The organism is Polyangium spumosum (assembly GCF_009649845.1).
GTDB lineage: Bacteria > Myxococcota_A > Polyangia > Polyangiales > Polyangiaceae > Polyangium > Polyangium spumosum.
On the sequence record NZ_WJIE01000002.1, the window covers coordinates 803223 to 827284 of the forward strand.

At 70.3% G+C, this 24062-nt stretch carries 25 protein-coding genes; 9 read left to right on the top strand and 16 right to left on the bottom strand.

Annotation, left to right across the window (positions count from 1 at the left end; genetic code table 11):
* Positions 1 to 28: 28 nt before the first annotated feature.
* Entirely contained in the window at positions 29 to 421 is a 393-nt protein-coding gene (locus GF068_RS09200; protein ID WP_153818929.1) for a hypothetical protein, read from the bottom strand.
* 61 nt (positions 422 to 482) lie between these two features.
* Positions 483 to 866, bottom strand: a complete 384-nt coding sequence (locus tag GF068_RS09205) for a tellurite resistance TerB family protein (RefSeq protein ID WP_153818930.1) — start codon at positions 864 to 866, stop codon at positions 483 to 485.
* Positions 867 to 932: 66 nt separating this feature from the next.
* On the opposite strand from GF068_RS09205, the gene GF068_RS09210 reads away from it, so the two are divergent.
* Genes GF068_RS09210 through GF068_RS09220 form a run of 3 tightly spaced genes read left to right on the top strand, consistent with a single transcriptional unit; the run spans position 933 to position 2841 of the window.
* The gene (locus GF068_RS09210; RefSeq protein ID WP_153818931.1) at positions 933 to 1337 is read left to right on the top strand and encodes a VOC family protein; all 405 of its coding nucleotides are present in this window, start codon (positions 933 to 935) and stop codon (positions 1335 to 1337) included.
* A gap of 16 nt (positions 1338 to 1353) precedes the next feature.
* On the top strand, positions 1354 to 2274 hold the full coding sequence (locus GF068_RS09215; RefSeq protein ID WP_153818932.1) for an RluA family pseudouridine synthase: 921 nt from the start codon (positions 1354 to 1356) through the stop codon (positions 2272 to 2274).
* Positions 2275 to 2316: 42 nt separating this feature from the next.
* Entirely contained in the window at positions 2317 to 2841 is a 525-nt protein-coding gene (locus GF068_RS09220; RefSeq protein ID WP_153818933.1) for a hypothetical protein, read from the top strand.
* Here GF068_RS09220 and GF068_RS46950 read toward each other — a convergent pair.
* The 5 genes from GF068_RS46950 to GF068_RS09245 all read right to left on the bottom strand — a co-directional run bounded on the left by GF068_RS46950 (position 2835) and on the right by GF068_RS09245 (position 8435).
* Positions 2835 to 5633, bottom strand: a complete 2799-nt coding sequence (locus GF068_RS46950) for a TonB-dependent receptor domain-containing protein (RefSeq protein WP_153818934.1) — start codon at positions 5631 to 5633, stop codon at positions 2835 to 2837. The two genes, GF068_RS09220 and GF068_RS46950, sit on opposite strands and share 7 nt — an antisense overlap.
* A gap of 36 nt (positions 5634 to 5669) precedes the next feature.
* A complete protein-coding gene (locus GF068_RS09230; RefSeq protein ID WP_153818935.1) occupies positions 5670 to 6428 on the bottom strand; it encodes a hypothetical protein in 759 nt (252 codons plus the stop codon).
* Between the two features lie 55 nt (positions 6429 to 6483).
* Positions 6484 to 7008, bottom strand: a complete 525-nt coding sequence (locus GF068_RS09235) for a hypothetical protein (protein ID WP_240806749.1) — start codon at positions 7006 to 7008, stop codon at positions 6484 to 6486.
* A gap of 85 nt (positions 7009 to 7093) precedes the next feature.
* Complete coding sequence (locus GF068_RS09240) at positions 7094 to 7963, bottom strand: hypothetical protein (RefSeq protein ID WP_153818937.1); 870 nt, start codon at positions 7961 to 7963, stop codon at positions 7094 to 7096.
* A gap of 43 nt (positions 7964 to 8006) precedes the next feature.
* Positions 8007 to 8435, bottom strand: a complete 429-nt coding sequence (locus tag GF068_RS09245) for a hypothetical protein (RefSeq protein ID WP_153818938.1) — start codon at positions 8433 to 8435, stop codon at positions 8007 to 8009.
* Between the two features lie 170 nt (positions 8436 to 8605).
* On the opposite strand from GF068_RS09245, the gene GF068_RS09250 reads away from it, so the two are divergent.
* Both GF068_RS09250 and GF068_RS09255 read left to right on the top strand, forming a co-directional pair.
* Positions 8606 to 8923: a hypothetical protein gene (locus GF068_RS09250; RefSeq protein WP_240806750.1), complete on the top strand. Its 318-nt coding sequence runs from the start codon at positions 8606 to 8608 to the stop codon at positions 8921 to 8923.
* Positions 8924 to 9073: 150 nt separating this feature from the next.
* A complete protein-coding gene (locus GF068_RS09255; protein ID WP_153818939.1) occupies positions 9074 to 10972 on the top strand; it encodes a hypothetical protein in 1899 nt (632 codons plus the stop codon).
* Here the strand turns inward: GF068_RS09255 and GF068_RS09260 are convergent.
* On the bottom strand, positions 10969 to 13326 hold the full coding sequence (locus GF068_RS09260; RefSeq protein ID WP_153818940.1) for a hypothetical protein: 2358 nt from the start codon (positions 13324 to 13326) through the stop codon (positions 10969 to 10971). The two genes, GF068_RS09255 and GF068_RS09260, sit on opposite strands and share 4 nt — an antisense overlap.
* An 80-nt stretch (positions 13327 to 13406) precedes the next feature.
* Positions 13407 to 13892 carry a hypothetical protein gene (locus GF068_RS09265; RefSeq protein WP_153818941.1) on the bottom strand — a complete coding sequence of 162 codons (486 nt, stop codon included), beginning with the start codon at positions 13890 to 13892 and terminating at the stop codon, positions 13407 to 13409.
* 24 nt (positions 13893 to 13916) lie between these two features.
* On the opposite strand from GF068_RS09265, the gene GF068_RS09270 reads away from it, so the two are divergent.
* On the top strand, positions 13917 to 14132 hold the full coding sequence (locus tag GF068_RS09270) for a hypothetical protein (protein ID WP_153818942.1): 216 nt from the start codon (positions 13917 to 13919) through the stop codon (positions 14130 to 14132).
* A 170-nt stretch (positions 14133 to 14302) separates the two neighbouring features.
* Here the strand turns inward: GF068_RS09270 and GF068_RS09275 are convergent, their stop codons facing one another.
* From GF068_RS09275 to GF068_RS09290, 5 genes are all read right to left on the bottom strand, one after another.
* On the bottom strand, positions 14303 to 14575 hold the full coding sequence (locus tag GF068_RS09275) for a hypothetical protein (protein WP_153818943.1): 273 nt from the start codon (positions 14573 to 14575) through the stop codon (positions 14303 to 14305).
* Positions 14576 to 14836: 261 nt separating this feature from the next.
* Complete coding sequence (locus GF068_RS09280) at positions 14837 to 15136, bottom strand: DUF7677 family protein (protein ID WP_153818944.1); 300 nt, start codon at positions 15134 to 15136, stop codon at positions 14837 to 14839.
* 4 nt (positions 15137 to 15140) lie between these two features.
* Positions 15141 to 15266, bottom strand: coding sequence for a DUF5713 family protein (locus GF068_RS47325; RefSeq protein ID WP_420814113.1), 126 nt, complete (start codon positions 15264 to 15266; stop codon positions 15141 to 15143).
* A 4-nt stretch (positions 15267 to 15270) separates the two neighbouring features.
* Positions 15271 to 15678 (bottom strand): HNH endonuclease, encoded by a 408-nt coding sequence (locus tag GF068_RS09285; RefSeq protein WP_170319371.1) that lies wholly within the window; start codon positions 15676 to 15678, stop codon positions 15271 to 15273.
* Positions 15675 to 15890 (bottom strand): hypothetical protein, encoded by a 216-nt coding sequence (locus GF068_RS09290; protein ID WP_153818946.1) that lies wholly within the window; start codon positions 15888 to 15890, stop codon positions 15675 to 15677. Before GF068_RS09290 ends, GF068_RS09285 begins: the two co-directional genes overlap by 4 nt.
* 115 nt (positions 15891 to 16005) lie before the next feature.
* On the opposite strand from GF068_RS09290, the gene GF068_RS09295 reads away from it, so the two are divergent.
* Positions 16006 to 16740, top strand: coding sequence for an alpha/beta hydrolase (locus tag GF068_RS09295; RefSeq protein ID WP_170319372.1), 735 nt, complete (start codon positions 16006 to 16008; stop codon positions 16738 to 16740).
* A 15-nt stretch (positions 16741 to 16755) separates the two neighbouring features.
* Here the strand turns inward: GF068_RS09295 and GF068_RS09300 are convergent, their stop codons facing one another.
* Positions 16756 to 17235 carry a hypothetical protein gene (locus GF068_RS09300; RefSeq protein ID WP_153818948.1) on the bottom strand — a complete coding sequence of 160 codons (480 nt, stop codon included), beginning with the start codon at positions 17233 to 17235 and terminating at the stop codon, positions 16756 to 16758.
* Between the two features lie 193 nt (positions 17236 to 17428).
* Here GF068_RS09300 and GF068_RS09305 point away from each other — a divergent pair, with 193 nt between their 5' ends.
* A complete protein-coding gene (locus tag GF068_RS09305; protein ID WP_153818949.1) occupies positions 17429 to 17983 on the top strand; it encodes a GNAT family N-acetyltransferase in 555 nt (184 codons plus the stop codon).
* 128 nt (positions 17984 to 18111) lie between these two features.
* Positions 18112 to 23136 carry an AAA family ATPase gene (locus GF068_RS09310; protein WP_153818950.1) on the top strand — a complete coding sequence of 1675 codons (5025 nt, stop codon included), beginning with the start codon at positions 18112 to 18114 and terminating at the stop codon, positions 23134 to 23136.
* A 3-nt stretch (positions 23137 to 23139) separates the two neighbouring features.
* Here GF068_RS09310 and GF068_RS09315 read toward each other — a convergent pair whose 3' ends face one another.
* Entirely contained in the window at positions 23140 to 23988 is an 849-nt protein-coding gene (locus tag GF068_RS09315) for a TrmH family RNA methyltransferase (protein ID WP_170319373.1), read from the bottom strand.
* Positions 23989 to 24062: the final 74 nt, after the last annotated feature.

Here is a 24062-nt window from a genome sequence, read left to right on the forward strand (position 1 = left end):
AGGTTCGTTCAACCTCGACGCGGTGGGCCTACTCCTTCGTGTGGCCGAGCGTCGGGTCGAGGGCCTTCCGGAGGGCCTCGTCCCGCGCGGCGCGGGCGTGCCTGCGGCTCTCCAGGAGCGACTCGACCGCGAAATTCGCCTCGATGTCGTCCGCGAGCTCGTCCGCCGCGATCCGCGCGATCGCCTCGAGCCTCGACCCGAGCCGCGCCCGCAGCCGCTCCTTGATGGCGTCCTTCAGAATCTCGCGCGCCGCCGCGCGTGTCAGCGCCTCGGCCTCGCTGTAGAGCACCTTCGACACTTCGAGGTCGAGGAAGCCCGTGTCCTTCGGCCCCTCGGCCCGGCGCCCTCCGCCGTGCCCCTCGTCGCGCCGCTCGTGCCGCTCGCCCTGCCCCTCGGGCCCGTCCCTGCGTTGATCCTGCATGTCGCCTCCACCACGCAGCGTAACCGCGCGGCCGAGGCGTCGGAAGGGCCCGGCGAGGTGATCAGAGCAGGTTCATGTACTTCTTGGCGCGATGCTCGGCGGCCTCGACGATCGCCTTCGCCTCCGGCGCCTCGATCTCCAGCCGGCCGCAGAGATCCTCGACGAACTTCTTCTCGCTCTCGTGTTGTTCGCCGTCGACGTACGTGAGCAGCACGGCGTGCTGCAGCAGCACGCGGCGGTCATCCATCGACATGTCCCAGACGGGGATGTCGTCGAGCGTCTTCTTCTCGGCCGCGTACGCGCGGATCTCGGCGGCCTGCTCCTCGGTCGCCTCGAACGCGGAGATGAGCGCCTCGACCATCTCGCGCTCCTTCGCGTCGAAATGGCCGTCGGCCCACGCCACGCTGACGAGCGACTTGACGATCCCCATGTTCTCTTCGCGCATGACCCAAGCTTTTGCCGTTCCCCGCGGAGGACGTCAAGCCCCTCGTGATACCCTGCCCCCCCACCGATGCAGCCGCCTCTGTCCGTCCACCACCTCGCCGTCGTCGTCGCCGATCTCGACCGAGCCGAGCGCTTCTATTCGGGCGTCCTCGGCCTGCCCGTCCAGCGCCGCTGGGACGACGACCGGGGCCAGCCGCGCTCGGTATGGCTCACGCTCGGCGGCGGCGCCTTCCTCGCCCTCGAACGTGCATCCACGAACCCCCGCGCGCCGAATGCCCCCCGCCGCGACGACGGGGCGCCCGGCCTGCATTGCCTCGCCCTCGGCATCCGCCCGGACGCCCGCGAGCGCCTTCGCGTGACCCTCACGCAGGCAGGTTTCCCCATCGAACGCGAGAGCGCGTATACCCTCTACACGCGCGACCCCGACGGCAACCTGATCGGCCTCAGCCACTTTCCCGATCCGGCCCCCTGATCCAAGAACCACCTCGATGAGCCTCTCCCACCAGCGCCACCGCTTCGTCGCCCGCCCGGAGGACGCCGGGCAGAGGCTCGACCAGGTCCTCGCCGCCAACGTCCCCGGCCTCTCGCGCCGCAAGGCCCGCGTCGCCATCGACCTCGGCGGCGTCTTCGTCGACGGCGCCCGCGTCAAGGTCGCCGGCCGCGCCATCAAACCCGGACAAACCATCCTCGCCCACCTCGGCGGCGCGCTCGACCGGGCGACCAAGGAGGTCGGCGCCGCCGCCCGCGCCAGGGACGAGAAAAACCTCCCGCCCTTCCGCGTCGTCCACCAGGACGAGGACCTCGTGGTCGTGGACAAACCCTCCGGCCTCGTCACCGCGCCGACGCCGGAGAGCGACCGCGGGAACCTCGCCGACCTGCTCGGCCGCGCCCTCGGCGGCACGATCTACGTCGTCCACCGCCTCGACCTCGACACGAGCGGCCTCGTCGTCTTCGCGCGGACCGAATCCGCGAACCGCGCCCTCTCCGATCGAATTCGCGCCCACGATTTCGATCGTGTCTATCTCGCGGCGCTCCACGGCCACGTCCCCTGGGACGAGCGCACCATCGAGGAGCCCGTCGCCGGCAAACGCGCCATCTCCCACGCCGCCGTGCTCGAGCGCCTCTCTCCGCCCGGCTCGCCCGGCGTGACGCTCACCCGGTTCCGCCTCACGACCGGCCGCACCCACCAGATTCGCCTGCACGCGCGGCACGAGGGCCACCCCGTGCTCGGCGATCGCAAATACGGCAGCCCGAGCCCCGTCGATCCGCCGCGGCTCGCGCTCCACGCCACCCTCCTCGGATTCGTGCACCCGCGGACGGGTGAAGCACTCTCCTGGGAGAGCCCGTGGCCCGACGACCTCGCGACCTGGCTCGAAGGGGTACGCGGCGCCGCGCCTCCTCCTCGTTGACGCTCGTTGACGCCCCCCGCGTGGCACTCTATCACGCAGGGCATGCTCGCCCGGCGCGCCCTCCCCCTCGCCCTCGCCTCCCTGCTCGCCTCGTCCTGCACGAGTTACGAGCTCGCCCTGCACGAGACGGCCCCGCCGAGCGCCCTCGGCGCCCTGCCCCCGAACGCCGCGCGTATCTGCGTCCTGCGCCCGCACGCGGTCGCCGCGCTCGTCCCCGCGGTCGTGCGTGACAATGGCCGGCTCGTCGGCATGACCAAGGGCCCGTCGTATTTCTGTTACCTCGCCGAGCCGGGGTTTCATACGATCCTCACGCGATACGGCGACGACGTCGACGAGAAGCTCGGCTCGGACGAGCTCGTCGACGCGACGTTGAACGCCGAGCCCGGCGGGCGGTATTTCCTCCACCACAATGTCTCGGGGATCCTGAAGCTCGAGGTCGCCTGGGTCGACGCGGCGCGGGCGAACGAGATGATCGCCGAATGTGATTACGCCGAGCTCGTCGCGGCCCCCTCGAGCGAGACCCTGCCCGCGCCGGGGGAAATCGTGCGGGCCGCGCCGCGTCAATAATCCACCCGCAGCCCGAACCGCACCTGCCGCGGCGCCTGCCAGGCCACCGGCTTTTCGTACCGAGGGTTCTTCGTGTAAAGCTCCGGGATGTCGTCTTTCGTCGCGCCGTCCTCGACCGGGACCGCGCTGTCGTACGTGTAGTTCTGGTCAAACGCCGTGGGCGTCTGGCTGTCCGCGAGGTTGTAGACCTCGACGCTCGCGCCGAGCCGGAGGTCCTTGCGCAGGAGCGCCGACACGCCGAGCCGCGCGTCGATTCGATGGACCCACGGCGTCCGCCCGACGGAGCCACGCGGCAGGAGGAACACCTCGCCCGGCCCGTGGGCCGCGTGCGCGCCGAGCGCGCCGTACGGCGCCCCCGATCGCCCCGTGTATCCGGCCCCCGCCTCCAGGATCACCCCTTTCGGCAGGAAAAACTCCTTGCCCGCGTAGAGCTTGATCGAATGCGTGTGATCCCCGGGCAGAGCCCCGGTCCGGTTCTCGTCGAGCTCCGGCAGGTCGAAATCACGCGTCACGTTCGGGTCGAGTTGCCCCGTCTCCGGCCGGAAGAGCCCGCTGTAATTGCCATACGAGCTCGCCAGCGTGTAACTCGCGAGCCCCACGAACCCGTCGGCGAACGGCCGCATCAACGTGATCGAGAGCCCATGGTACGTGCGCTCTGCCTGCGTCGCCATCGCCGCCGCCCCCGAGCCCGGGTTTCCGATCAGGAGCCCGTTCGCCGCCGTATTCGTATCCTCGAGCGCGCGGAGGAGCTGGTCGCGCACGTACACGAGCCCGACCCGCGTGCCCAGCGGCCCCGCGATGTCCACACCCGCCGTGATCTGGTGGGACGCGGGCGCGGAGGTCGCGGGATCGATCGAAACCTGGCCCCGCCGCACCTCGTGATCGGTGCTCGGGTGGGACACGTCGTGGACTTGCACCTGCGACGCTCGATCGCAGCCGCCGTAAAGATCCGCGGGCTCGTTGACGCGGCAAGGCGGGGACTGGTGAAAGCTCGAGATCCGCGGCTCGCTCGCGAGCCCCCGCGCCGCGACGTCGAGGGGCACGGCCTGGTATCGCATCCCGTAACTCACGAACACCCGCGCGCGGCCCTTCTTCGTCGGATCCCAGGCGATCCCGGCGCGCGGCGCGAGCATGAAGGGAAACACGAGCGCCCCGCCGCCGAACAGCTGCGCGTCCCAGCGCAGGCTCGCCTCGGCCACGAGGTTCTCCCGGATGCGCCACGTATCCGCGAGGAACACGCCCGCCGCATACGAGGTCACCCGCGTATCGATGGTATCGTACGTGACGGGATCGTCCGGTCCGCGGAGATAACCAAACGCCTCGTCCTGCACGAATCCGCCGCCCAGGGTCTCGCGCAGGAGGGCCGCGCCCGAATACCCCTGCACCTTCGACAGCGTCGCGATCTCGAAATTGACGCCGGCCCGGATCCGGTGCTCGCCGAGCCCACGCGCGCGCAGCGTGACGACGGCCCGCCCCTCGACGCGATCCGCGGTGAACCGGGACAGGAGCCCCGGGCCCCCCATGGCATACGCGCCGGCGGGGCAGTTCCTCGCCAGAATGGCGGGATCACCCGTCGGCGAGCAGAGCAGGAGCGCGTCGGTCGACAGGTCCTCGAAATCGATGATCGGGTGCGGCGCGGACGAGCGCCTCCAGTTCATCCGGGGCACGTGCGCGAGCTTGCCCGGCGTGGCGATATCGTCGACCCCCGAGGCGTCCGCCGCGAGGCTCTCCATTTCACTGCGCACCCAGCCGAGCGCCGCGTCGAGCTCGAGGTCCCCGCCCCTCGACAAGGACCTCCCGCGGAGCACGACCGCATTCGTCAGGGCCGTCTCCCGCCGGCCGAGGGCCGTGTACTCCCCTTGCAGGTCATCGATGCCGATCCCTCCGCTCTTCGAATCGAACGCGTGTGTCCCGCCGCCCCCCGATCCCGCGAAGGTCCCGAACACCGAGAGCGAGACCTCCTGCGTCGTCGACGGCCGATATGTCAGCTTGCCGATCCATTGCCCGATGTCCCCTTGGGCGAACTGCGTGCCGTCCGTGCCCGGCAAGCGCGTCTTCTGTTGCGCCCCGGTCTCCGGGTCGATCACGGGGACGATCTGGAGACCGCCGAACTCGTCGATCGCCTCCGTCCATTGCAACGCGCGCAAGTTACGCTCGAGGCGATACCGGCGCCGCGCCAGGCTCCCGCCCACGAAAAAAAAGAGCCGGTCCTTCACGAGGGGCCCGCCCACGGATCCGCCGAGATCCCGCACGGCGTCGAGGCGCGGATCCATCTGGACCACCGTGCCCTCGAAGACCCGCGGCGGCCGCTCCCCTTCGAGCGCGCCCGGCGCGAGCCCGCCCCACGCCGACGCCTGGAATCGATCACCCCCGCTCCTCGTCGTGACGTCGTATACGCCGCCCATCCCCCGCCCGAGCGCCGGATCGGCCCCGGCGACCGTCACCTCGGCCTGCCCGACGAACTCCATCGACAGCGGCATCATGAGGAGCCCGTACGTCGGATCGCCGACGCGGATCCCGTCCACGAAGAACGTATTCTCCGGCGAGCTCGTCCCGACGAACGACACCCCGTACATGTCCTCCCGCGTGCCCGGCAGGAGCAATGCGAGGTTCTCGAACGACCGCGCGGGCCCGCCGCGTAGCTCGGGCGCGGAGAGCGGCAGGAGGCGCAATGCGGCCGGATCGAGCGACTCGCCCCACTGCGTCGCGCTCCCCTCCGCGAGGGCGAGCGGCGTGGCCAGCAAGACGCCCACGAGGGACGCGGCGCAGGGGATCCGGGAAGGAAAAACCACGGTTCGTCTCTCCAGAACGTTTTTGGACCGAACGGGTCAGAGGGGATCCAGGGGCGAACCCACGACGACGCAGTGGAGCGTCTCCGGATCGCACTTCGCCGGGATCTTCGGGTGGATCCCGGAGCCCCAGAGGCCCACCTCCGGGCGGGGCTCCGGCAGGCAATACTCGTCACGCGGCGTGGAGTCGACCTCGATGAAATCGGAGCACACGACCGGCGGCGAGAGCGCCGAGACCTCGTACGTCACCTCGCAGCCCTGCCGGAGATCCTCCACCACGAGCTCCGCGGCGAACCGCAGACCCGGCACCTCGTGCGTGACGTGCATGGCGACGTCCCGCCAGGTCTCCCGCACGTGCGGGCCCGGGATGACGATGATGTTGCCGAACTCGTCGAGCGCCTCCATCGAGGGAAGACGAATCTCGGCCGGCGCGAGCTCCTCCGCGCGGCAGATCCCGTTCGCGTCGGCGAACGCGGGGAACTGTCCGAACGCATACGAGCGCTGGTCGCCGAGGGAGCCGCCGAGCTCCGCCGCCAGCCGATGATTGCCCAGCGTGCTCGATTGCACGGCGATGCTCGGCCGGCTCGGATCCGGCCCGTCCGGCCCCGCCCCCGGATACACCTCGAGCCCCACGTTCTCCCCGAGCCGGACCTCACACGAAATGCTGTCGCCCGAGAGGACCCTGTAGCGGGCAAAATAAGACATGGAAGGGACGTGGCACGGCGCGGGCGGCTCTTCACAGGCCGCGGTCGTCGCGAGCAGGAGCAAAGGGGCGATCCGGCGTAAGAGGACGAGCATGTGCGGCAGCATGCTACCGGACCTGCCGATCCCCGCACAATCCGGATGGCACGATTCAGCCGCGATTCACCTGCACCGGCACCCCCGCCTCCCGCAGGAAAACGACGACCGGGCGCAGCGCGTGCGCCGGCCCCTTGCCGAGCCGGAGCTCTTCACCGTTCTTCATGGCGATGAGCAACCAGCGCGGCTCGAACCCCGGCTCGGCCGCGTTGCCCTCCACCCCCGCCACCACGGGCGTCGCCACGTGGACGAGCGCCCGCGCGTCGAGCGTCCGGGAAAAACCCTGCCCCTCCTGCACGATCTCGCCCCGCTCGAGGTCGATCCGGAAGCGGCCGTGCTTGCGCGCGCTCCGCCTCGCCAGGGCATTACCGATCGTCGAGGCCGTCGTCCAGACCATCGCAATGAACAGGATCGGAAACGGCGCCGCGCGTAGCCCGACGATGATCGAGACGAGGATCGACGCGAGCAGCGCGAACGGCGCGTAGAGCTTCACCATCGTCTCGGCGAAGCCCCCGGGGCAGTCGCAGACGAGCACGAGCGGGCCCTCGGCCACGACCGTGCCCGCCTCGTTGTTCAGCAAGACCTCCCGCTCCTCCAATGCGCCCGCTTGTAAGATGATCCGCGGCCGGGCGGCAAGACGGAAGCGGACGCGCCGAGCCTCCCGATCACGTGGTCGGACGTTTCCGCGAGCGCCACTCGCGCACGATCCGCAGACCGAGCAGCGCCATCACGAGCCCCACGGCGAAGGCTACCGCGATCGGGAGCGGCTGGATCTCCCGGCGCACGCCCTCGCTCGCCCCGCGCGCGGCCGAGCGGCTGAGCGCGGCCACGACGTCGCTCACGCACGGCTCGCCCGTCGCCTCCGTGCAGAGCGCGAGCTCGTCCTTCGCCGCTGCGATCGCCCCGCGCACGGCCGCGCCGGCTGCGCGCTCGGCCGCCGCCGCCATCGCGTCGGCGAGCGGCCCCTCGGCGTCCGGGCCGAACCAGCCTGCGATCTCGCCGCCCATCGCCCGCGTCAGCGAGCGGCCCATCTCGCCCGAGACCTCGCCGACGAGTGACGTCGCCTCGTCCTCGCGGCTGTTCATCCCGCGCACGAGCCCCATGGCCGCCTGCTCGCCGGCCCTCGCGGCTGCCTGGCTGATCGGGCCGCGCTCATCCATCACGGTGTCGACCGCCGTGCGCAGCGACTCGGTGACGAGGTGCCGCACGATCCAGCGCTGCTCGGGCACGGTGTTCGTGAGCCCCCGCATCGCGCCTTGCATCACGTCCGCCGAGATCGCCTCGATGCTCGGCGGCGGGCCGGACTCGAGCGCCTTGGTCAAGAAACGGTCGAGCACGGCCCCCATCTTGCGGGCGAGCTCGGCGTCCTCGGGCGGCGTGTCGATCGCCGAGAGCGCGCCCAGCGTCGCCTCCCGCGCCGGCTGACGTACGTTCATGGAGCACCCGAGCATGAAAAGCCCGAGCAGGATCGCCAGCATCATCGCCTTCATATCGAGCCCCGGCCGTGCACCTCCCGCGCCGGGCGCACGTTGCACGCGATATGTCGGCGACGAACGCTTTACGCGCAGACGTCTCGGGTCAATTCACGCCGTACCAGCGCTTCGTCTCCGGCTTCATCCACACGACGAGCAGCGGGATCGTGATGGGCAAACAGCACGTGTTCCACAGCATGTTCAGCCCGATCAGGATGATCCCCAGCGTGTAGGCCCATTTCGCCCTGCCGGCGAAGAGCACGACCGCGTGCGGGATGATGATGACGAACGAGATCGCGGCGATGATGAGCCCCATCACCCATTCGCCGGTCGCCGAGGGCCCGGACGCGCCCCGCATGAGCGGCCCGAGCATGAGGTAGAGCCCCGAGCCGAACGAGCCGAGCAGCATCAGCAGCATCATCACCGCATAGACGCGGAAATAATAAACCGCCTCCGGTGGCCGATCCTCCTCCATCAGGAGGGGCGTCCCGGGGGGAGCGCCGGAGGGGATGAAGTACGGGCCCTGATGGCTCATGCGGTCCGCCATCATCACCCGAGTTCGCTCGTGCAGCAAGCGTGGTCGACGGCCGGACGACGCCGGGCCCGATCCCTCGCCTCTCCGCTGCACGCTCGGCGCGTTGGCCTGATCATCGCAAGCGTCGGCGGCGCGGGCGCCTTTTGGACGGGTTGCCCCGGGAGGAATCCATGGATCAGTCGTTCGACGTCTCCACGCAGGGCATGACCTCGACCATGAAAAACGAGGGCAAGACGACGGCGATGATCGAGCGGCAGACCTCGCGGCTGCCCTCGATCGCCTGGCTCGGCCTCGCGTTCGGCTCGATGGTGCTCTCGGCGGGCATCGCGGCGTCGGCGCGCCCGCAGCGGCGCTTCGGGAGCTCGAAGCGCCTCGAGCTCGCGAACTTCGTCGGCGAGTGGGTGCCCTCGTTGCTCCTCATCGGCGTCTACAACAAGCTCGTCAAGATCGAGCACGAGCTGCTCTCGTCGCGCGGCGTGGTGCGTTGAGCGGATCGGCCGAAGCGAAATCCGTCGGCGCGTGATCTCTCGATTGGCCTCACGAACGACGCCGCCCCCGTAGACACGTCGAGAGCGCCTCGCGTATCGTGCTCCGCTCGGGAGGTCGCTCGACATCGCGGCTTCCGTTCGGAGGTCGCCATGGCAGAGGCCAAGCGCGTCGATTTCAATGCATTGCCGAGGGAGGTGCGGGAGCGGCTCATCGGCTGCATGCAGCACCGGTCGTTTCCGTACCCCCTTTTGTCGAGCGTGCCGTCGCAAGGCGCGGCCATCGCGGGTTGGTGTTTCCTCGCGCTCGTCGGCGCGGGCATCCTCGTGGGTGTGTCCACCGCCAAGTTCGGTCGGACGCTCCAGTCCATGCCGATGATGTTCGTGTACTTCCTCGGCGCGGCGATCACGCTCCTGTCGATCCTGTTCCTCGTCCGGCGCGTCCGCCTGGGCTCGGCGCTGCCGTACAAGCCCGGGCGCTTCCTCTTCCCGATGGACTTCATCGACGCGCAGGATCGCGTCCTGCGTATCGTCCCGATGAACACGCTCGTGGATTTCCGCGGCGTCCATCAGCACACGAACGGCGTCTACAGCGGCACGACGCTCACCTTCACCTTCGAGGGTGGCGTCACCGAGTCGTTCACGGTCCACGGCAAGGAGCGCGCGGAGGAGGTGCTCCGCCAGCTCGGCGAGACGCAGCGCCAGATCCGCGAGGCGATCGTGGCGCGTGATTTCGACAAGCTGATCGAGCTCGATCCGCTCTTCGAGGTGCGCGTCAAGGACACGTGGAGCCTCACGGCGCCGCGCGACGAGGACGTGCAAGAGCCCGCGGCGAAATCGATCGGCGGCCTCTTCGCGAAGGGCACGATCCTCGGCGTCTCCGCGGCCGCCGCGGCCGTGATCGCGCTGCCCGCGTGGCACCTGCGCAACGTCGCGAGTGACGAGGCGATGTTCACGCGGGCGAAGCAGAGTGATGACGAGTGGGCGTGGGAGCACTACGTCCGCGAGGGCAAGCGCCACGTCGACGAGGCGCGCGACGAGCACCTGCCGCGCGCGGCGCTGCGCGGGGCCAAGGAGAAGGGCTCGGTCACGGCGCTGCGCGAGTTCCTCGAGAAGTACCCGAAGTCGGTGGTCGAGCAGCAGGCGCGCGACGAGGTGCACGCGCTCTTCACGAAGACGCTCGGCGAGTTCCGCGAGCAAGCCTCGACCGACGATCCGAAGCTCCTGCCGTTCATGGAGAAGCTGCTCGCGTACCTCGAGAAAAACGAGAGCTCGCGGGTCGAGGCGCGCTTCGAGGCGCCGTCGACGGAGAAGCTCAACAAGGTCGACGAGCTCCTGAAGAGCAAGCTCGGCGGCGAGATCGCGGGCGGCGGCAACATCGTCCCCGTGGCGCCGCATTTCAACGACAAGGTGAGCGTCCAGCGCGAGGCCGAGATCGTGCGCAGCCTGCATCAGGGCTTCGAGAAGGTCTTCCCCGCGGACGTGATGGCCCTCAAGCATGGCCCGCGTATCGGCCCCGACGGCAAACCCCTCGCGGTGCAGCCGAAGGACGATCGTAACCCGCTCGATCGGCTGAAGAACGTCGACTACAAAAACACGGACGAGGTCCGCGAGATCCTCGACACGATCAAGGGCGACATCCGGAAGGAGCCCGCGGTCAAGAACGTCGAGGCGCCGACGATCGAGGTCCGTTACGAGGTCGGCTGGGCGGGTGATTTCTTCACCGAGGACAAGGGTGACCGCAAGTTCGTCGGCATCGTGGTCGACTTCCACGTGGTCATGAAGATCCCCGGCGAGACCTCCACGCTGGAGTTCGACCTCGGCGTGCAGCCGCCCGATCATTTCACGGTCGACTACACGAACCCGATGTACGGCATCGGCGGGGGCCCGAGCGTGGGCCGCGTCTACGACGTCATGGCCGCGCGCGCGTTCGACCAGCTCAGCGACAAGATGCGCCGCGTCTTCTTCAAGATCGGCAGCAAGGCCTACGGCAAGCTCGACGCCGACGACCTCGAGCAGCTCGCCCCGAAGCTGCCCGCCCCGAAGCCCTAGATCTCCTTCGCCCGTCCCACCTTCGGATCCTCGCTCTCCAGCGCCGACAGCGCCAGCGGATCCGATTTCCCGAGGTCCACGAGGAGCTGCGCGAGCCCTCGCTTCGACCCGTAATAATTCGACGCCTGGTGGTCCGCCTCGGTGATGCAGGCGCGGACGAGCGACCGCGAGATCGGCGGGAATCGCAGGGCTTCGAGCGCCATCGCCCAGAGGCCGTCCACGAAGTTCTGGTCGGCCGGGAACTCGAGCAGGCCCGCCAGCGTGAGCAGGACGGCGCCGCGTTTGCCCTCGGGCGTGTGCATGGGCGGCCCATCGAGCAGGCCCGTATCGAAGGCGCGCCACATCGCGTCCGCCGCGCAGAGCAAGCGCTTCATCTCCTTGCCCGCGTGGCTCAGGTGGGCGTGCAGCATCACGTCCGCGTGGATACCCGCCGGCCCTTCCGCGCCTCGCACGTACCGACAAACCGCCGGCAGCGCGCCGATTCGCTCCTCCGGCAGACCCCCGGGCACGTCGGCCGGCGGCTCGCTCCGGCTGTAGAAGCCGCCTGCGTGGAAGACGTAAAAGAGCTCGCTCTGTCCGGGCAAACTCGCCCAGAGGTCCGAATACTGGGTGACGCGGTTCAGGCTGCCCGCGGCCCAGCCGAGCCCGGTCGCCGCGGCGCCGCCGATCTGCGAGGGGCCGACGCCGGGGTCCTTCGGCGTGAGCGAGGCGCGGAGGTCCTCGGCGATCTCGGCGATCGTGAGGTCGAGGAAGCCGTCGTAGAGGTCGGCGCGGCCGTCGCGGTTGACGTCCTGGAAACGCGCGACGACGAGGGGGTTGCCCGGCCCGACGAACTGCGAGAAGCCGGGGAAGCGGGCCTGCGCGTGGTGCCATTGCACGCGGCGCATGCGGGCCTCGATCTGGGCGTGTGACTCCTGTTCGCACATGCCGCGCAGCAGCTCGACGAAGCAATCGACGCCCTCGGAGGCGTTCATCTTGCCGCCCGCGCCGGTGCGGAAATACGTGCTGTCCCACGACGAATAGATGTCCGCGTCGGGGAAGGCGCGCGCGATGGCGAAGCGGGTCGTCAGCCCCGCACATTGCGCGTTCAACATGAGCTTGTAGCCGGCCTGCCGCACGGTCACGGCGGAGGCGCGCATGTCGTAGGCGCCGAGCTGGGCGTGGCGGTTGATGAAGACGCCGACGAACGCCTCCATGGCCATTTCGAGGTTCTCGTCGTCGGGCTTCGCCGCGCGGGCGTAAAGAAGGACGGGGGCGCCCGTCGGGGTGCGGAAAGGCGCCTCGAGCACGCGATACGTCCCGTACCGGACGGGGGGGCTCGGCGAGCCCTCGGGCGGCGGGACGTCGCGGAAGCCATAACGGTTGATGAAGATGTCGACCTCACCCTCGTGGAAATCGCGGGCCGAGCACATGGCGAAGCGCCAGGGCCCGGGCAGGGCTTCGTAGGGCGGTGATTCGCGCACGAGGCCGCGGACGAGGCTCCGCGCGAGCTCGCGGTCCGCGGCGGAGAGCGCCGGCGCGCGCATCGAGAGGAGCTGGATCACGTGCGCCTTCAGGGCCGGCACCGCGGAGGGCCCCTCCTCGCTCGTGACGAGCGCGAACATCGAGGCCGCGGCCTCGTCGGCCGCGTCGCGGAACGTCGGATCCCGGAGCACCGTGGCCACGAGGTGCGAGAGCACCGTGACGGCGGCCGATCGAACCTGCGCGGCGGCGATGGGCTCCTGTCGCGCGTATTCAGCGTTCGTCGCGGCGGCGGCGAGCGCGCTACGGACCTGGGCGAGCAGCCCCGCGGCCTGCGCGGCCGTGAGCCTCTCGGGCCGCAAGGGTTCATCGGGGTGGAAAGCGCTCGGGGGAAAGAGGCGCTCGAAGGTCGTGGTGCGGCGCGACGAGATCCACCGGGCGGCGTGGACGAGCGCGGGGCCGGCCGCGAGGCCACGCAGCGCAGCGCCCGGCTCGGTGGCGAACGACCCATCGGGCAGGAGCCATAAAGGCGGCGCGCCCTCGCGCCCGGCGGTCAAATCGAGGGCGACGGACGCCTCGGGCGCGGCGGCGGGCGCTTCGGGCACGACGGCGACGTCCTCGATCCTGCGCCGCACCGGTGATCGTCCGGGGAACACGATCCGCGCGCTCTTTTTCCGGTTCGCCTGGACGAGCCGGATCGTGGCCTCCTCGGCGGGGAGCGCGAGGCGCACGGCATAATCGCGATCCCCGGCGAGCAACACGTGCACGCCCGGCGTGCGCCGCGCGGCCTGGAATTGCTCGGCCGCGGCTTTGCCGGCGCCGAGGAGGACGACCGGCACGTCGACGTTTTCACCCTGGGGCGCACGAAAACGGAGGAGAATGGGGTCGGGCATTGGAGGACGCTCCGGGGAGAAGCGTCCTCCAAGGCGGGGGCGGGATCAACGGAAAACCGGCGGGGGTGGGGGCGGGGGAATCAGCCGACGCGGCCTGATTCGGCGGCCTTGCGTTTGCGGCGGGTGGCGGCGGCCTTGTCGGCGGTCTGCGAGACGTATTTGAGCGTCTTCTCGAAGGCGGCCTTGACCGACGGATCGAGGCGGGCCGAGGTCTTCTTCACCGTCTCGGCGATGATCGAGAGCAGCGCCTCGCGTTCGTCCTCGTGGAGCAGCTCGCTCTCGCGGAGCACCTCCTCGAGCTTGCGCACGCGGCCGCGCTTCGAGCGGAGGAGCGTGATCTTCTTCGTGCTGTCCTCGATCCTCTGCATCATCTCCGGCGCGATCCCGAGCACGCCCGCGTACTTGGGCAGGGCGACCGCGAGCTCGGCCTCCGCCTCGTCGACGCCGTCCTTTTCGTGCTTGAGCGCCTTCGTGGCGTGGTCGGGCAGGTCGAAGAGGATGTCCTTCGCATCCGTGGCGCTGATCTCGAGCTCGCCTGCGTACGGGGTCCTTTCTACGTGGGCCATGAAAACCTCCTGTGGGTCGTAGGGGTGGAATCGCTGCCGGTTGCTGCCGACGCGTGGTTGGACGAAATCGTCCTGCATCTGTTCGCGTTGGAATCGTGCACTGTCGCCGTCGAGATCGTGCGAAACAAGCGCGAGGTCGGGGCGGACGAATGCCGCTTCGCGTCAGACGAAGTCGTGGTTGCGTCAGACGACTTGGTGGTGACGTCGGAGGAGCTCGTCCTCGGCAGGACGAGGTCGTGATCCGGGGAGGCGCGCGCGTCGTCGTGCTGGACGAGGGCGAGTTGGCACGAGACGAAAACGTCCTGAAGGAGGAAGACGGTGTCCTCGTGCACTTCGAAGGGGACACGAGGCGAGGGCGGCCGATCCGCCGCGGTGGACGCGCGCGTGGATCGGCCGCCTCGACCCTCGTGTCAGTCGACGACCTCGGTACAGGTGAATGACGGATCGTTTCGAACGGTCGCCCAGCAGTCGAGCGCCCCCGGAGCCGGCGGCCCGGACAGGATCATGCGGATGCAGATCCCCGGGATGCGCGTCGACTGCCTGACGACAGCCCGGACCGTGCCGCTGCGCGCCGAACACTCCGCGATGGCCTGCGCGCTCGCCGTATCACACGTGAAGGCGGCCGCCGTCAGGAGCGCCGCGCCGATACCGAACGGAACCCAATGAGCGAATTGCTTCTTCATGTCCCCCCCTGCTACCCATCTGCTCGATACGCCGTGGTTCCCCGTGGCGATGACGAGAGCGAGCAGAGCGCCCTCGTCACGGAAGATACATGGCGGCGCGCCCTCGAATCGCAAGCGTTCGGGACGGGCCTCGGCTGCCCCCGACGAATCGAGACTTTCAGTTGCCACGGCAACCGCGGTCGCCGAGCGGGAACCGCGAATTCCCTTTGCCTCCACGTCCCGGCTCGACCACGCGCCCGAGGGCCCCCGACGGCAGGCTCTTCAGTGAAGCTCGACTTCCCAGTCTTCGAATGGGGGCTCGACGATGTAACTCGGCTCCACGTAACGCCGGATGAACTGCGCGGCGCGGCGCTCGGCGTGCCTGGCATTCTGGACGATGCCGGCGTCGTCGAACTCGAGCACGTTCATGAAGATCGCGTATGCCTGTTCGAGCGCGCTCGGCTCCTCGAAGATGGCCGAATAGTCCACGCCGTCGAGCAAAGGCAAGCCCACGGTGCGGTTCGCCAGCCAGAACGAGAAGAGGCGAACCGCGTGACGGACGGAGGGGCTCGCTTTCGGCATGGCGTCACCAGTCGCGCGGCGCGATCGCCTCTTCGATGTCGACCTCGTAGCCGTAGGCTTTCAGGATGAAATCGACGTCGGCCAGCATGATCCCTCTTTGTACTCTTGCCTCTGGGTTCAGGAGGTCGATCCAATCAGGGACGCCATCCGCGACGCAACAGCAATGTGCGCAGCCGAATGCGTCCCTCTTCGTTCATGTCCAGGAGCTGCACCGTCGCGCGCCCCTCGGCCGTTACCCCACGAATGCTTCCATCCGCGCCTACGGCGAAGTGTTCTCGCCACGACTGCCGCCTGGGATGATACAGCGCCACGATCTTGCTCGTCTCGGAGTCGATCGACGCGATATTCGGACCCTTCTTCAGGTTGCAGCGAATACAGCAAAGACACAGGTTGTCCACGTCGTCCGATCCACGGTGCTGCCGCCCGATGATGTGGTCCACGTGATGTGGCAGAATTGAGGCGCTCTGAGGAAAGCGACAGTACTCGCACGAGCCCTGGGCGCGCCGCTCGACCAGATCCCGCGTGTCGCTCGACAACTTCACGAGGCGGCGCGCACGGTCCAGAGCTCCTCGGCCTGCAGCTTGAGGAGGCTCAGCGTGTCATTCAACCGGACGACCTCGGCGTACTCCCGATGTTCTTCCGGCGTGAGCACGCCAGCGGTGCTCTTGCGCGAGAGCTCCTCGACGCGCGGGGCGAGCTCCTTGCTGACCGCGTCGAGCGCAGCTTCGAGTTGCTCCAAGGTTCGCTTGTCCATGCGCCGGCAGCATGCCACCCCCACGCCGTCGCTACAACCTCGGCCGCCCATCGGCAATGGTGTCGGGTACAGCGACGGGCCGGGCCGAGGCTGGACGTGCTACCGTCCACCCCCCATGGAACCCAGCCTCATCGGCCCCCTGCGCGTCCACGCTCGCGGCGGTGACGATCACCGCGGCGGCGGCGACGGACCTGCCATCCTCCTTTGCCATGGCTTCGGCGCTCCCGGCGAGGACCTCGTCAGCCTCTGCCGCGTCGTCGACGCCGGCCGCGGCGTTCGCTGGTTCTTCCCCGAAGCCCCCCTCGAGGTCGAGGTCGGCCCCGGTATACGCGGCCGGGCCTGGTGGGACATCGGCATGGATCGGCTGATGGCCCTCGTCATGCGCGGCGACATCGACGGCGCCATGAAGCGCCTCGACGAGGTCCCCGACGGACTCGCTCCCGCCCGCGACGCCCTCGCCGCCACCATCGACGCCCTCGAAAAGCACCACGGCGTGAAGCGCGATCGGCTCGTCGTCGGCGGGTTTTCGCAAGGCGCGATGGTCACGACCGAGCTCGTCACCCACCTGCGCGAGCCTTTTGCCGGCCTCGCCGTGCTCTCGGGCACGCGGCTCGGCGGCGACCGATGGCAGGAGGGGTTCGAGGCGCTCGGGGAGAGGCTCTCGGCCCTCGTTTCACATGGCCGGCGGGATCCGCTCCTGCCCTTCGGCCGCGCCGAGATCCTCCGGGACATGATGACCACGGCGAAAGCACGCGTGACGTGGGTGCCACACGGCGGCGCGCACGAGATCCCGCAGGGCGTCGTGAGCGCGCTCGGGACGTTCGCAAAGGAGCGGCTCGGCGGCGCGTAGACCGCCTCTCTGTCGTTACGACGGCTCGCGCGACGGCTCCGCGTCCGCCGGCCAGAGCCTCCGGAAGCCGAGGCCGACCATCGTGCCGTCCGCGCGCTCGACGAGCGCGCCGAACCTGCATTTCTCGACCAGCGTGCCCTCGTCCACCCGGCCTTCGTCGAGGTAACGGATCCGCTGCCCCTCGGCGAGCGCCGCGAAGACCCGCGCGTCGTTCGCGATCGCCACGAGGTCCCGCGGGAGCGAGGCGTCGACCGCGGCCGCGGATGAGCGGCGGGTCCGGCGCACGACGTTCTCGTCGACCCACACGTCGAGCTCGTCCCCGCGGACGAACAGGACCACGCCCACGTGCCGGACGCCGCCCGGCGTGGTGAACGTGACCGCGTCGCCCGCGCCCGCCTCGGTCGAGGCGCGCCCGCCGAGGCGCTTGCGCATGGCGTCCACCGTCGGGAGCGGCGGCCTGGGCGCGAGGACAGGGAGACCAAACTTCCGGACCATCGAACCCAGGATAACGCACCCCGCCCCCCACCGCGATCCCCCTCGCGACCTCATCCGGCGGAGTGCTCCTCCCGACGGTTTTTCCCCGGGGGCAAACTTTTTTGCGTCCGCTCGTTCTTTTTTTTGGACGAAGAGCTCGCTGGACACATGGACCTGAATGAGGGGACTCTATGGTTAGGTCCCGTAAAACCTCATGGTCGACACCCACGTCCTCCGCGTCTCCCCCGACGAACCCACCACGGTGGCCGAGAGCCTGGCGCTGCTGGAGCACGAGCTCGACGAGGTGCCCGCCGCGGTTTTCCCCGGTCTGTCGCGACAGGCGCCGGAGGACGACCCCTGGGCCGTCGTGAATGACCTCGCCGAGCTGATGCGGGAGGGCCGGCTGACCGGCTTTGCCGCGTACGTGGAGGGTTTGCCCGCGGGGCTCTGCCTCGTCGGCGTACTCGCGGCGCTCGGGCCCGGCGGCGCCGAGGCCCCGGAGCCGGTGCCGACGGTGGCCTGCCTGCTCGTCGCCCCGCGCCACGCCCGGCTGGGGCTCGGTCGGGTCCTGCTCGCGGAGGCGGAGAGCTCCCTCGCCGCCGAGGGGGCGACGTTCCTGGACGCCTACCCGCCGAAGATGCGGCCCGGAAAGGAGTCGGGGCCCCTCGGCGTGCTCCTGCAAGCAGGGTTCGTCCGGGTGGCGGAAGCCGGAGATCGGCTGCTGGTGCGCAAGACGCTGGGCAAGACGCGGGCGAGGAAAGTGGGGTGAGCCACGCGGGCGACGTCACACGTTGGGGATCGTCGTACTTCCGTAAGCGCGTACTCTTGTAGCACGAACGGACTCGGGAATAGGCTCATCTCGGGCGGCCCCTGCGCTGCCTTCGGGAGGATGCGCCCATGAACGACCTGCCGCAGTACGAACTGGGACCCATCCTGCACGAGGGACCGGAGATCCTCGTGCGCCGCGCGCGCCGGCTGTCGGACGGCGCCTCCGTCACCCTGAAGATGCCCCGGTCCGAGGCGCCGGACGTCCGGCAGATCGCCCGGATCCGGCACGAATGGCTGATCACGCGGGACCTCGACGTGCCCGGCGTGGCGCGGGTCCTCGGCCTCGAGAAGGCCGGCGCCTCGGTGGCGCTCGTGCTCGAGCATTTCGAGGGACGGCCGCTCGCCGATTGGCTCGAGGAAGGGCGCCCGGACCTGCGCGCCACCCTGCGCATCGGCATCACGCTCGCAGACACGCTCTCCGCCGTGCACGGCCGCGGGCTCATCCACAAGGACGTGAAGCCGCAAAACATCCTCGTGGATCCCGCGACGCTGGCCGTGGCGCTCACGGATTTCGGCATCGCCGCCCGGATGTCGGAGGAGACGTCGAGCCAGCTCGGCGCCGATCGGCTGGAGGGGACCCTGCCGTACATGTCGCCCGAGCAGACGGGGCGGATGAACCGGGTCGTGGATGATCGGTCCGATCAGTATTCGCTCGGCGTGACCCTGTACGAGATGCTCACGGGCGAGCGCCCGTTCATGTCGACCGATCCCGCGGAGCTCGTCCACGCGCACCTCGCGCGCGCCCCCGTCCCGCCACACGAACGCTCGGCGGACGTGCCCGCCGCGGTGTCGGCGATCGTGATGAAGCTGCTCGCCAAGAACCCCGAGGATCGTTACCAGGGGGCGCGAGGCCTGCGCGCCGATCTGGCCACGTGCCTCGCGCGCCTCGACGCAGGCGGCGAGATCGCGCCCTTCGAGCTCGGCCAGGACGACGTGACGAGCGTGCTGCGCCTGCCGCAGAAGCTCTACGGGCGCGAGGCCGAGGCGGAGGCGCTGCTCGGGGCGTTCGAGCGGGCCTGCGGAGGCGCGCGGGTCCTGGTCGCGCTGTCGGGCTACGCGGGCATCGGCAAGAGCGCGCTCGTCAGCGAGGTGCGCCGCTCGATCGCGGCCCGCGGCGGGTATCTCGCGTCCGGGAAGTTCGATCAGCAGGGCCGCAACGCGCCCTACGCCGCGGTGATCCACGCGCTCCGCGGGATGTTCCGCTGGATCCTCGGCGAGCCCGACGCCGTCCTCGCGCGTTTTCGCGCGGCGATCGGCGACGCGCTGGGTGAACACGCGCGGGTCGTCTGCGACCTCGTCCCCGAGCTCGCGCGGATCCTCGGGCCGCAGCCGCCCTTGCCGCCGCTCGGGCCCGCCGAGGCGCAGAACCGCTTCCAGATGGCGCTCTCGGACTTCCTGCGCGCCCTCTGCCGCCTGGCCCGCCCGCTGGTCCTCTTCCTCGACGATCTGCAATGGGCCGACCCGGCGTCCCTCAAGCTGCTCGAGCTCGCCCTCGTGGATCCGGAGGCCGGGCACCTGCTCGTCCTCGGCGCCTACCGCGACCACGAGGTGGACGCCGCGCACCCGCTCACGCTCTCGCTCGCCGGCCTGCGCAAGGCGGGCGTGCCGCTCGAGGAGGTCTCGCTCGGCCCGCTCGAGCCCGCGCACGTGGCGGCGTTCCTGGCCGACGCATTGGGCCGCCCCGCGGAGGAGGTCACGCCCCTCGCGACGCTATCGTTCGAGAAGACGCACGGCAATCCATTTTACCTCGGCCAGTTCTTGAAGGGCCTCGTCGCGGAGGGCGTCGTCCGGTTCGATCCGGGCGCGGGCGCCTTCCGCTGGGACCTCGCGGAGGCGCGCGCCCGCGCCGCCACGGAGAACGTGATCGACCTGCTCTCGCGCAGGGTGCGCGGTTTGCCCGAGGCGACGCAGCACGTGCTTCGGCTCGCGGCGTGTATCGGGCACACGTTCGACCTGTCCACGTTATCACTCGTCGCCCGGTCTTCGCCGCGGACGACGGCCGCCGCGCTCTGGGAGGCGCTGCGGGAGGGGTTCGTCCTGCCGCTCGACGCCGATTACAAATGGGCGGAGGACCTCGCGGGCGAGGACGCGGGGCCGAGCGCGGCGGAGGCGCCGTTCGAGGTGGGGTATCGGTTCCTGCACGATCGGGTGCAGCAGGCGGCGTACGCGTTGATCCCGGAGGCGGATCGGCCGCGGCTGCACCTCGACGTGGGCCGGCTGCTCCTCGGGCGATGCGACGAGCGGGCGCGCGAGGACCGGCTCTTCGAGATCGTGGATCACCTCGACGAAGGCGCGGCGGGGATCGAGGATCCGGAGGAGCGCCGCGCCCTCGCGCGGTACAACCTCGCCGCGGGCAGGCGCGCGAAGGCGGGCGTCGCGTACGAGGCCGCGGCGCGGTATCTGCGCGCGGGCGTGGTGTTGCTCGGCGAGGCGGGCTTCGAGGACGATTACGAGCTCGCCTTTTCGCTCACGCGGGAGCACGCGGAGTGTGAATACCTGAGCGGGCGGCCCGAGGAGGCCGAGGCCACCTTCGAGCGGCTGCGCGCGCGCGCCCGGACGCGGATGGAGCGCGCGGGGATCTGCCTCTTGCTCGTGGATCTGCGCCATTCGAGCCTGCGCATCGTGGACTCTATCCAGGCGGGAAAGGAGGGCCTCGCGCTGCTCGGATTGAAGGTGCCCGAGACCCACGAGGAGCTCGCGGAGGCGATCGGCGCCGAGATGAAGGAGCTCGCGACGGCGCTTGCCTCCCGGCGGATCGAGGAGCTCGTGGACGCCCCGGTCTCGACCGATCCCGAGCTGGTGATGCGGCTCGAGCTGCTCGGGCACCTGGTCGCGCCGATGTGCGTGCACGACATGCGTTTGGTCCTGTGGCTCGCCCACGCCATGGTGAACGAAGGCCTGCGGCACGGGCACACGGACGTCTCGCCACACGCCTACGCATTTCACGCCTTCGTCCTCTGCGCCGCCTTCCAGCGGTACGACGAGGCGCGCCAGTTCCTCGCGCTCGCGCCCGCGCTCGACGCGAAGATCGGCACGCCGGGCCGGCGTTGCAGGGCCCTGCACACGGTGGCCTGCACGTCCCATCACTTCGAAAGGGCCGAGGAGGTCCTCGCAGGCTTCGAACGAGCCCTGCGCGCGGGCCTCGTCGCCGGGGATATCGTCTTCGGCTGCTCGTGCGCCCTCGAAATCGTCGGGATCAAGCTCACCGGGATCGAGGAGCTCGCGGCGACGCGGGCCCGCGCCGAGAAAGAGCTCTCGTTCGCGCGGCGGGTGAAGGAGGGAATCGCGGTCGAGGGCCTGACGATCGCGCTCCAGGCCGTCGCGAACCTGGAGGGACGTACCCGCGGCCGGTCGTCGCTGAGCGACGAGCAGTTCGACGAGGCCACCTGGCTCGCCCGCGCCGAGCGCGAGGGGCTGCATTTGATCGTGCCCTATTACTTCGCGGCGAAGATGCTCGTCGGCTGCGTGCACGGGGATCCAGCCTGCGTGATCGACGCCGCGGACGTGATCGAGCCCCGCATGGGCCCCGCGGCGGCGCTGCCGGTCGCCTCCGAGATGCCCTTTCACCTGGGCCTCGCGCTGGCGAGCGCCCACGCATCGGCCCCGGTCGTCGAGAGGGAGAAGCTCGCCGCGCGCCTCGCCGCGTGCGCCGAGAAGCTCGACCACGCCGCGAGGCTCTGCGAGGCGACGTTCGGGCATCATCACGCGCTGCTCCGCGCCGAGGTCGCTCGGATCGAAGGCCGCTCCGGCGACGCGCGCGAGCTCTACGACGCAGCCGTCGCGGCGGCGCGCGCGCAGGGGAACATGAAGGTCGAGGCCCTCGCGAACGAGCGGGCCGCGCAGTTTTACCTCGGCCGCGGGCAGGAGGCGGTCGCGCGGGTGTACCTCGTCGCCGCGCAGCGGGCCTACACGCGGTGGGGCGCGAGCGCGAAGGTCGCCGACATGGCGCAGGCGCACGCGTCGCTGCTCGGCGCGCCGGAGGAGCATGGCCTCGGGGGCACGATACGCACGGTGACCACGACGGCGTCGACCTCGGCGGCGCAGATCGACCTCGGCGCGTTGCTCGAGGCGGCCCAGGCGCTCACGAGCCAGATCGAGCTCGACCGCGTGCTCGAGGGGGTGCTGCGCGTGGTCGTGGCGAGCACGGGCGCTCGGCGCGCGGTGCTGATGCTGAAGCGAGGCGGCGCGTTACGCGTCGCGGCGAAGAGGACGGTGGATCCCGATCGGGTCGAGGTCGGGCTCGACGCGCCCCTGCTCGAAGCCGGGGACGTGCCCGCCACCGTGGTGCAGCTCGTCGAGAGGACGGGCGAGCCGGTGGTGCTCGGCGACGCGGCGGCGGACGAGCGGTTCGGCCGAGACCCGTTCCTCGCGGCGCGGAGGCCCCGGAGCGTGCTTTGCCTCGGCATGAAACACAAGGCCGAGCTCGCCGGTGTCGTTTATCTGGAGAATGCCGCGGCGGCGCACGTATTCGGCGCGGCGCGGGTCGCGTTCGCCGAGTTCCTCTCGGCGCAGGCCGCCGTCGCCGTGGAGAATGCGCTGCTCGTCGAGGAGATCCGGCGACAGACCCAGGCGATCGGCGACGCCAACGAGCGCCTCGCGCAGGAGCTCGCGGAGCGCGAGCAGGCCCAGGTCGCGCTGCTCGACGCCCACGCGCGGCTCGAGGCCGAGCTCGTGGAGAGGAAGCTCTCGGAGCAGGCGCGCGCGGCGCTGGAGGAGGAGCTCATCCGCGTGCAGACGCCGCTGATCCCCCTCACGGATCGGGTCATGGTGATGCCACTCGTGGGGATCGTCGACGAGCGCCGCGCCTCGCAGGTGCTCGAGATCGCGCTCGAGGGCGTCCACGCCACGCAGGCGGAAATGGTGATCCTCGATATCACCGGCGTGAAGATGGTCGACGCCTCGGTGACGGACGCGCTCCTCCGGGCGGCGCGGGCGCTCGGGCTGCTCGGCACGGAGGCCGTGCTCACGGGGATGCGGCCGGACGTGGCGCGGCGGATCGTGGAGACGGGCGGCGACCTCGGGGGGATCGTGACCCTCGCGACGCTGCAGCACGGCGTTCGTTATGCGCTCGGCAAGGCGCGCCGGCCCCGCTGATCCTCAGCGCCGACGCGGCGCACGGGTTCGGGGCGGGCTCGCGGGGGGCGTTGCCTGCACGGGAGCCACGCTCTGTTTCAGCAAGTTGTCTCGGACAACCTCGGCGAGGAGGATACTCGCCGCGATCGACACGTTCAGCGACCCGACCGTCCCTGGCCCCGCCGCCGGGATCACCACGAGCGCGTCACATTGCGCCTTGGCTCGCTCCGACAAGCCCTCGCGCTCGTGCCCCATCACCAGCACGACGGGGCGCTGGAACGAGAAACCAAACGCGTTCGCCGCCGCGTCACTCTCGGCGCCGACGATCGAGATGCCGCGGGCCCGCAGCCGCGCGAGGGTGTCGGGCAGGTCCGTCGTGCGGGCGAAGGCGAGCTCTTCGGCGCCCCCCTCGGCCACGCGGACGGCGTCGGGCGGCAGGCCCGGGTGCGGGGCCGGCGCGCCGAGCAGCGCGGCGTCGAGGCCAAAAAACGCCGCGCTCCGCACGATCGCGCCGATGTTGTAGGGGTTGCGCACCCGCTCGAGCGCAATACTCGCGCCGCGGGTCCGGACCAGCATGTCCGCGAGCTCGTTCGTCCCGAGCCACGCCCGCCGCTTCGTGTGGAGGCAGAGCCCCTCGTGGTTCTTCGAGTGGGCGATCCGCTCGAGCTCGTCGTCCCGGACCTCCAGGCAAGGCATCCGGCGCGCCGCGGCCCAGCGGGCGAGCGCCTCGATCTCGCGGCGCGCCTCGCGCCCGTACGAGATGCGGAGGATGTCGTCCGGGCGGCGCGCAAAGACGGCGAGGCCGGCGCGCAGGCCGTAGACGATCTCGGGGGCCTGGGCGTCCGGGGCCGGCGGCAGAGGCTTGTGCTTCATGAACGGGGGCAAACACCTATCACACGACGCGCTCGCGCGGGAAGCCCGGGCCATTCGACGCGCGGAGGCTCACA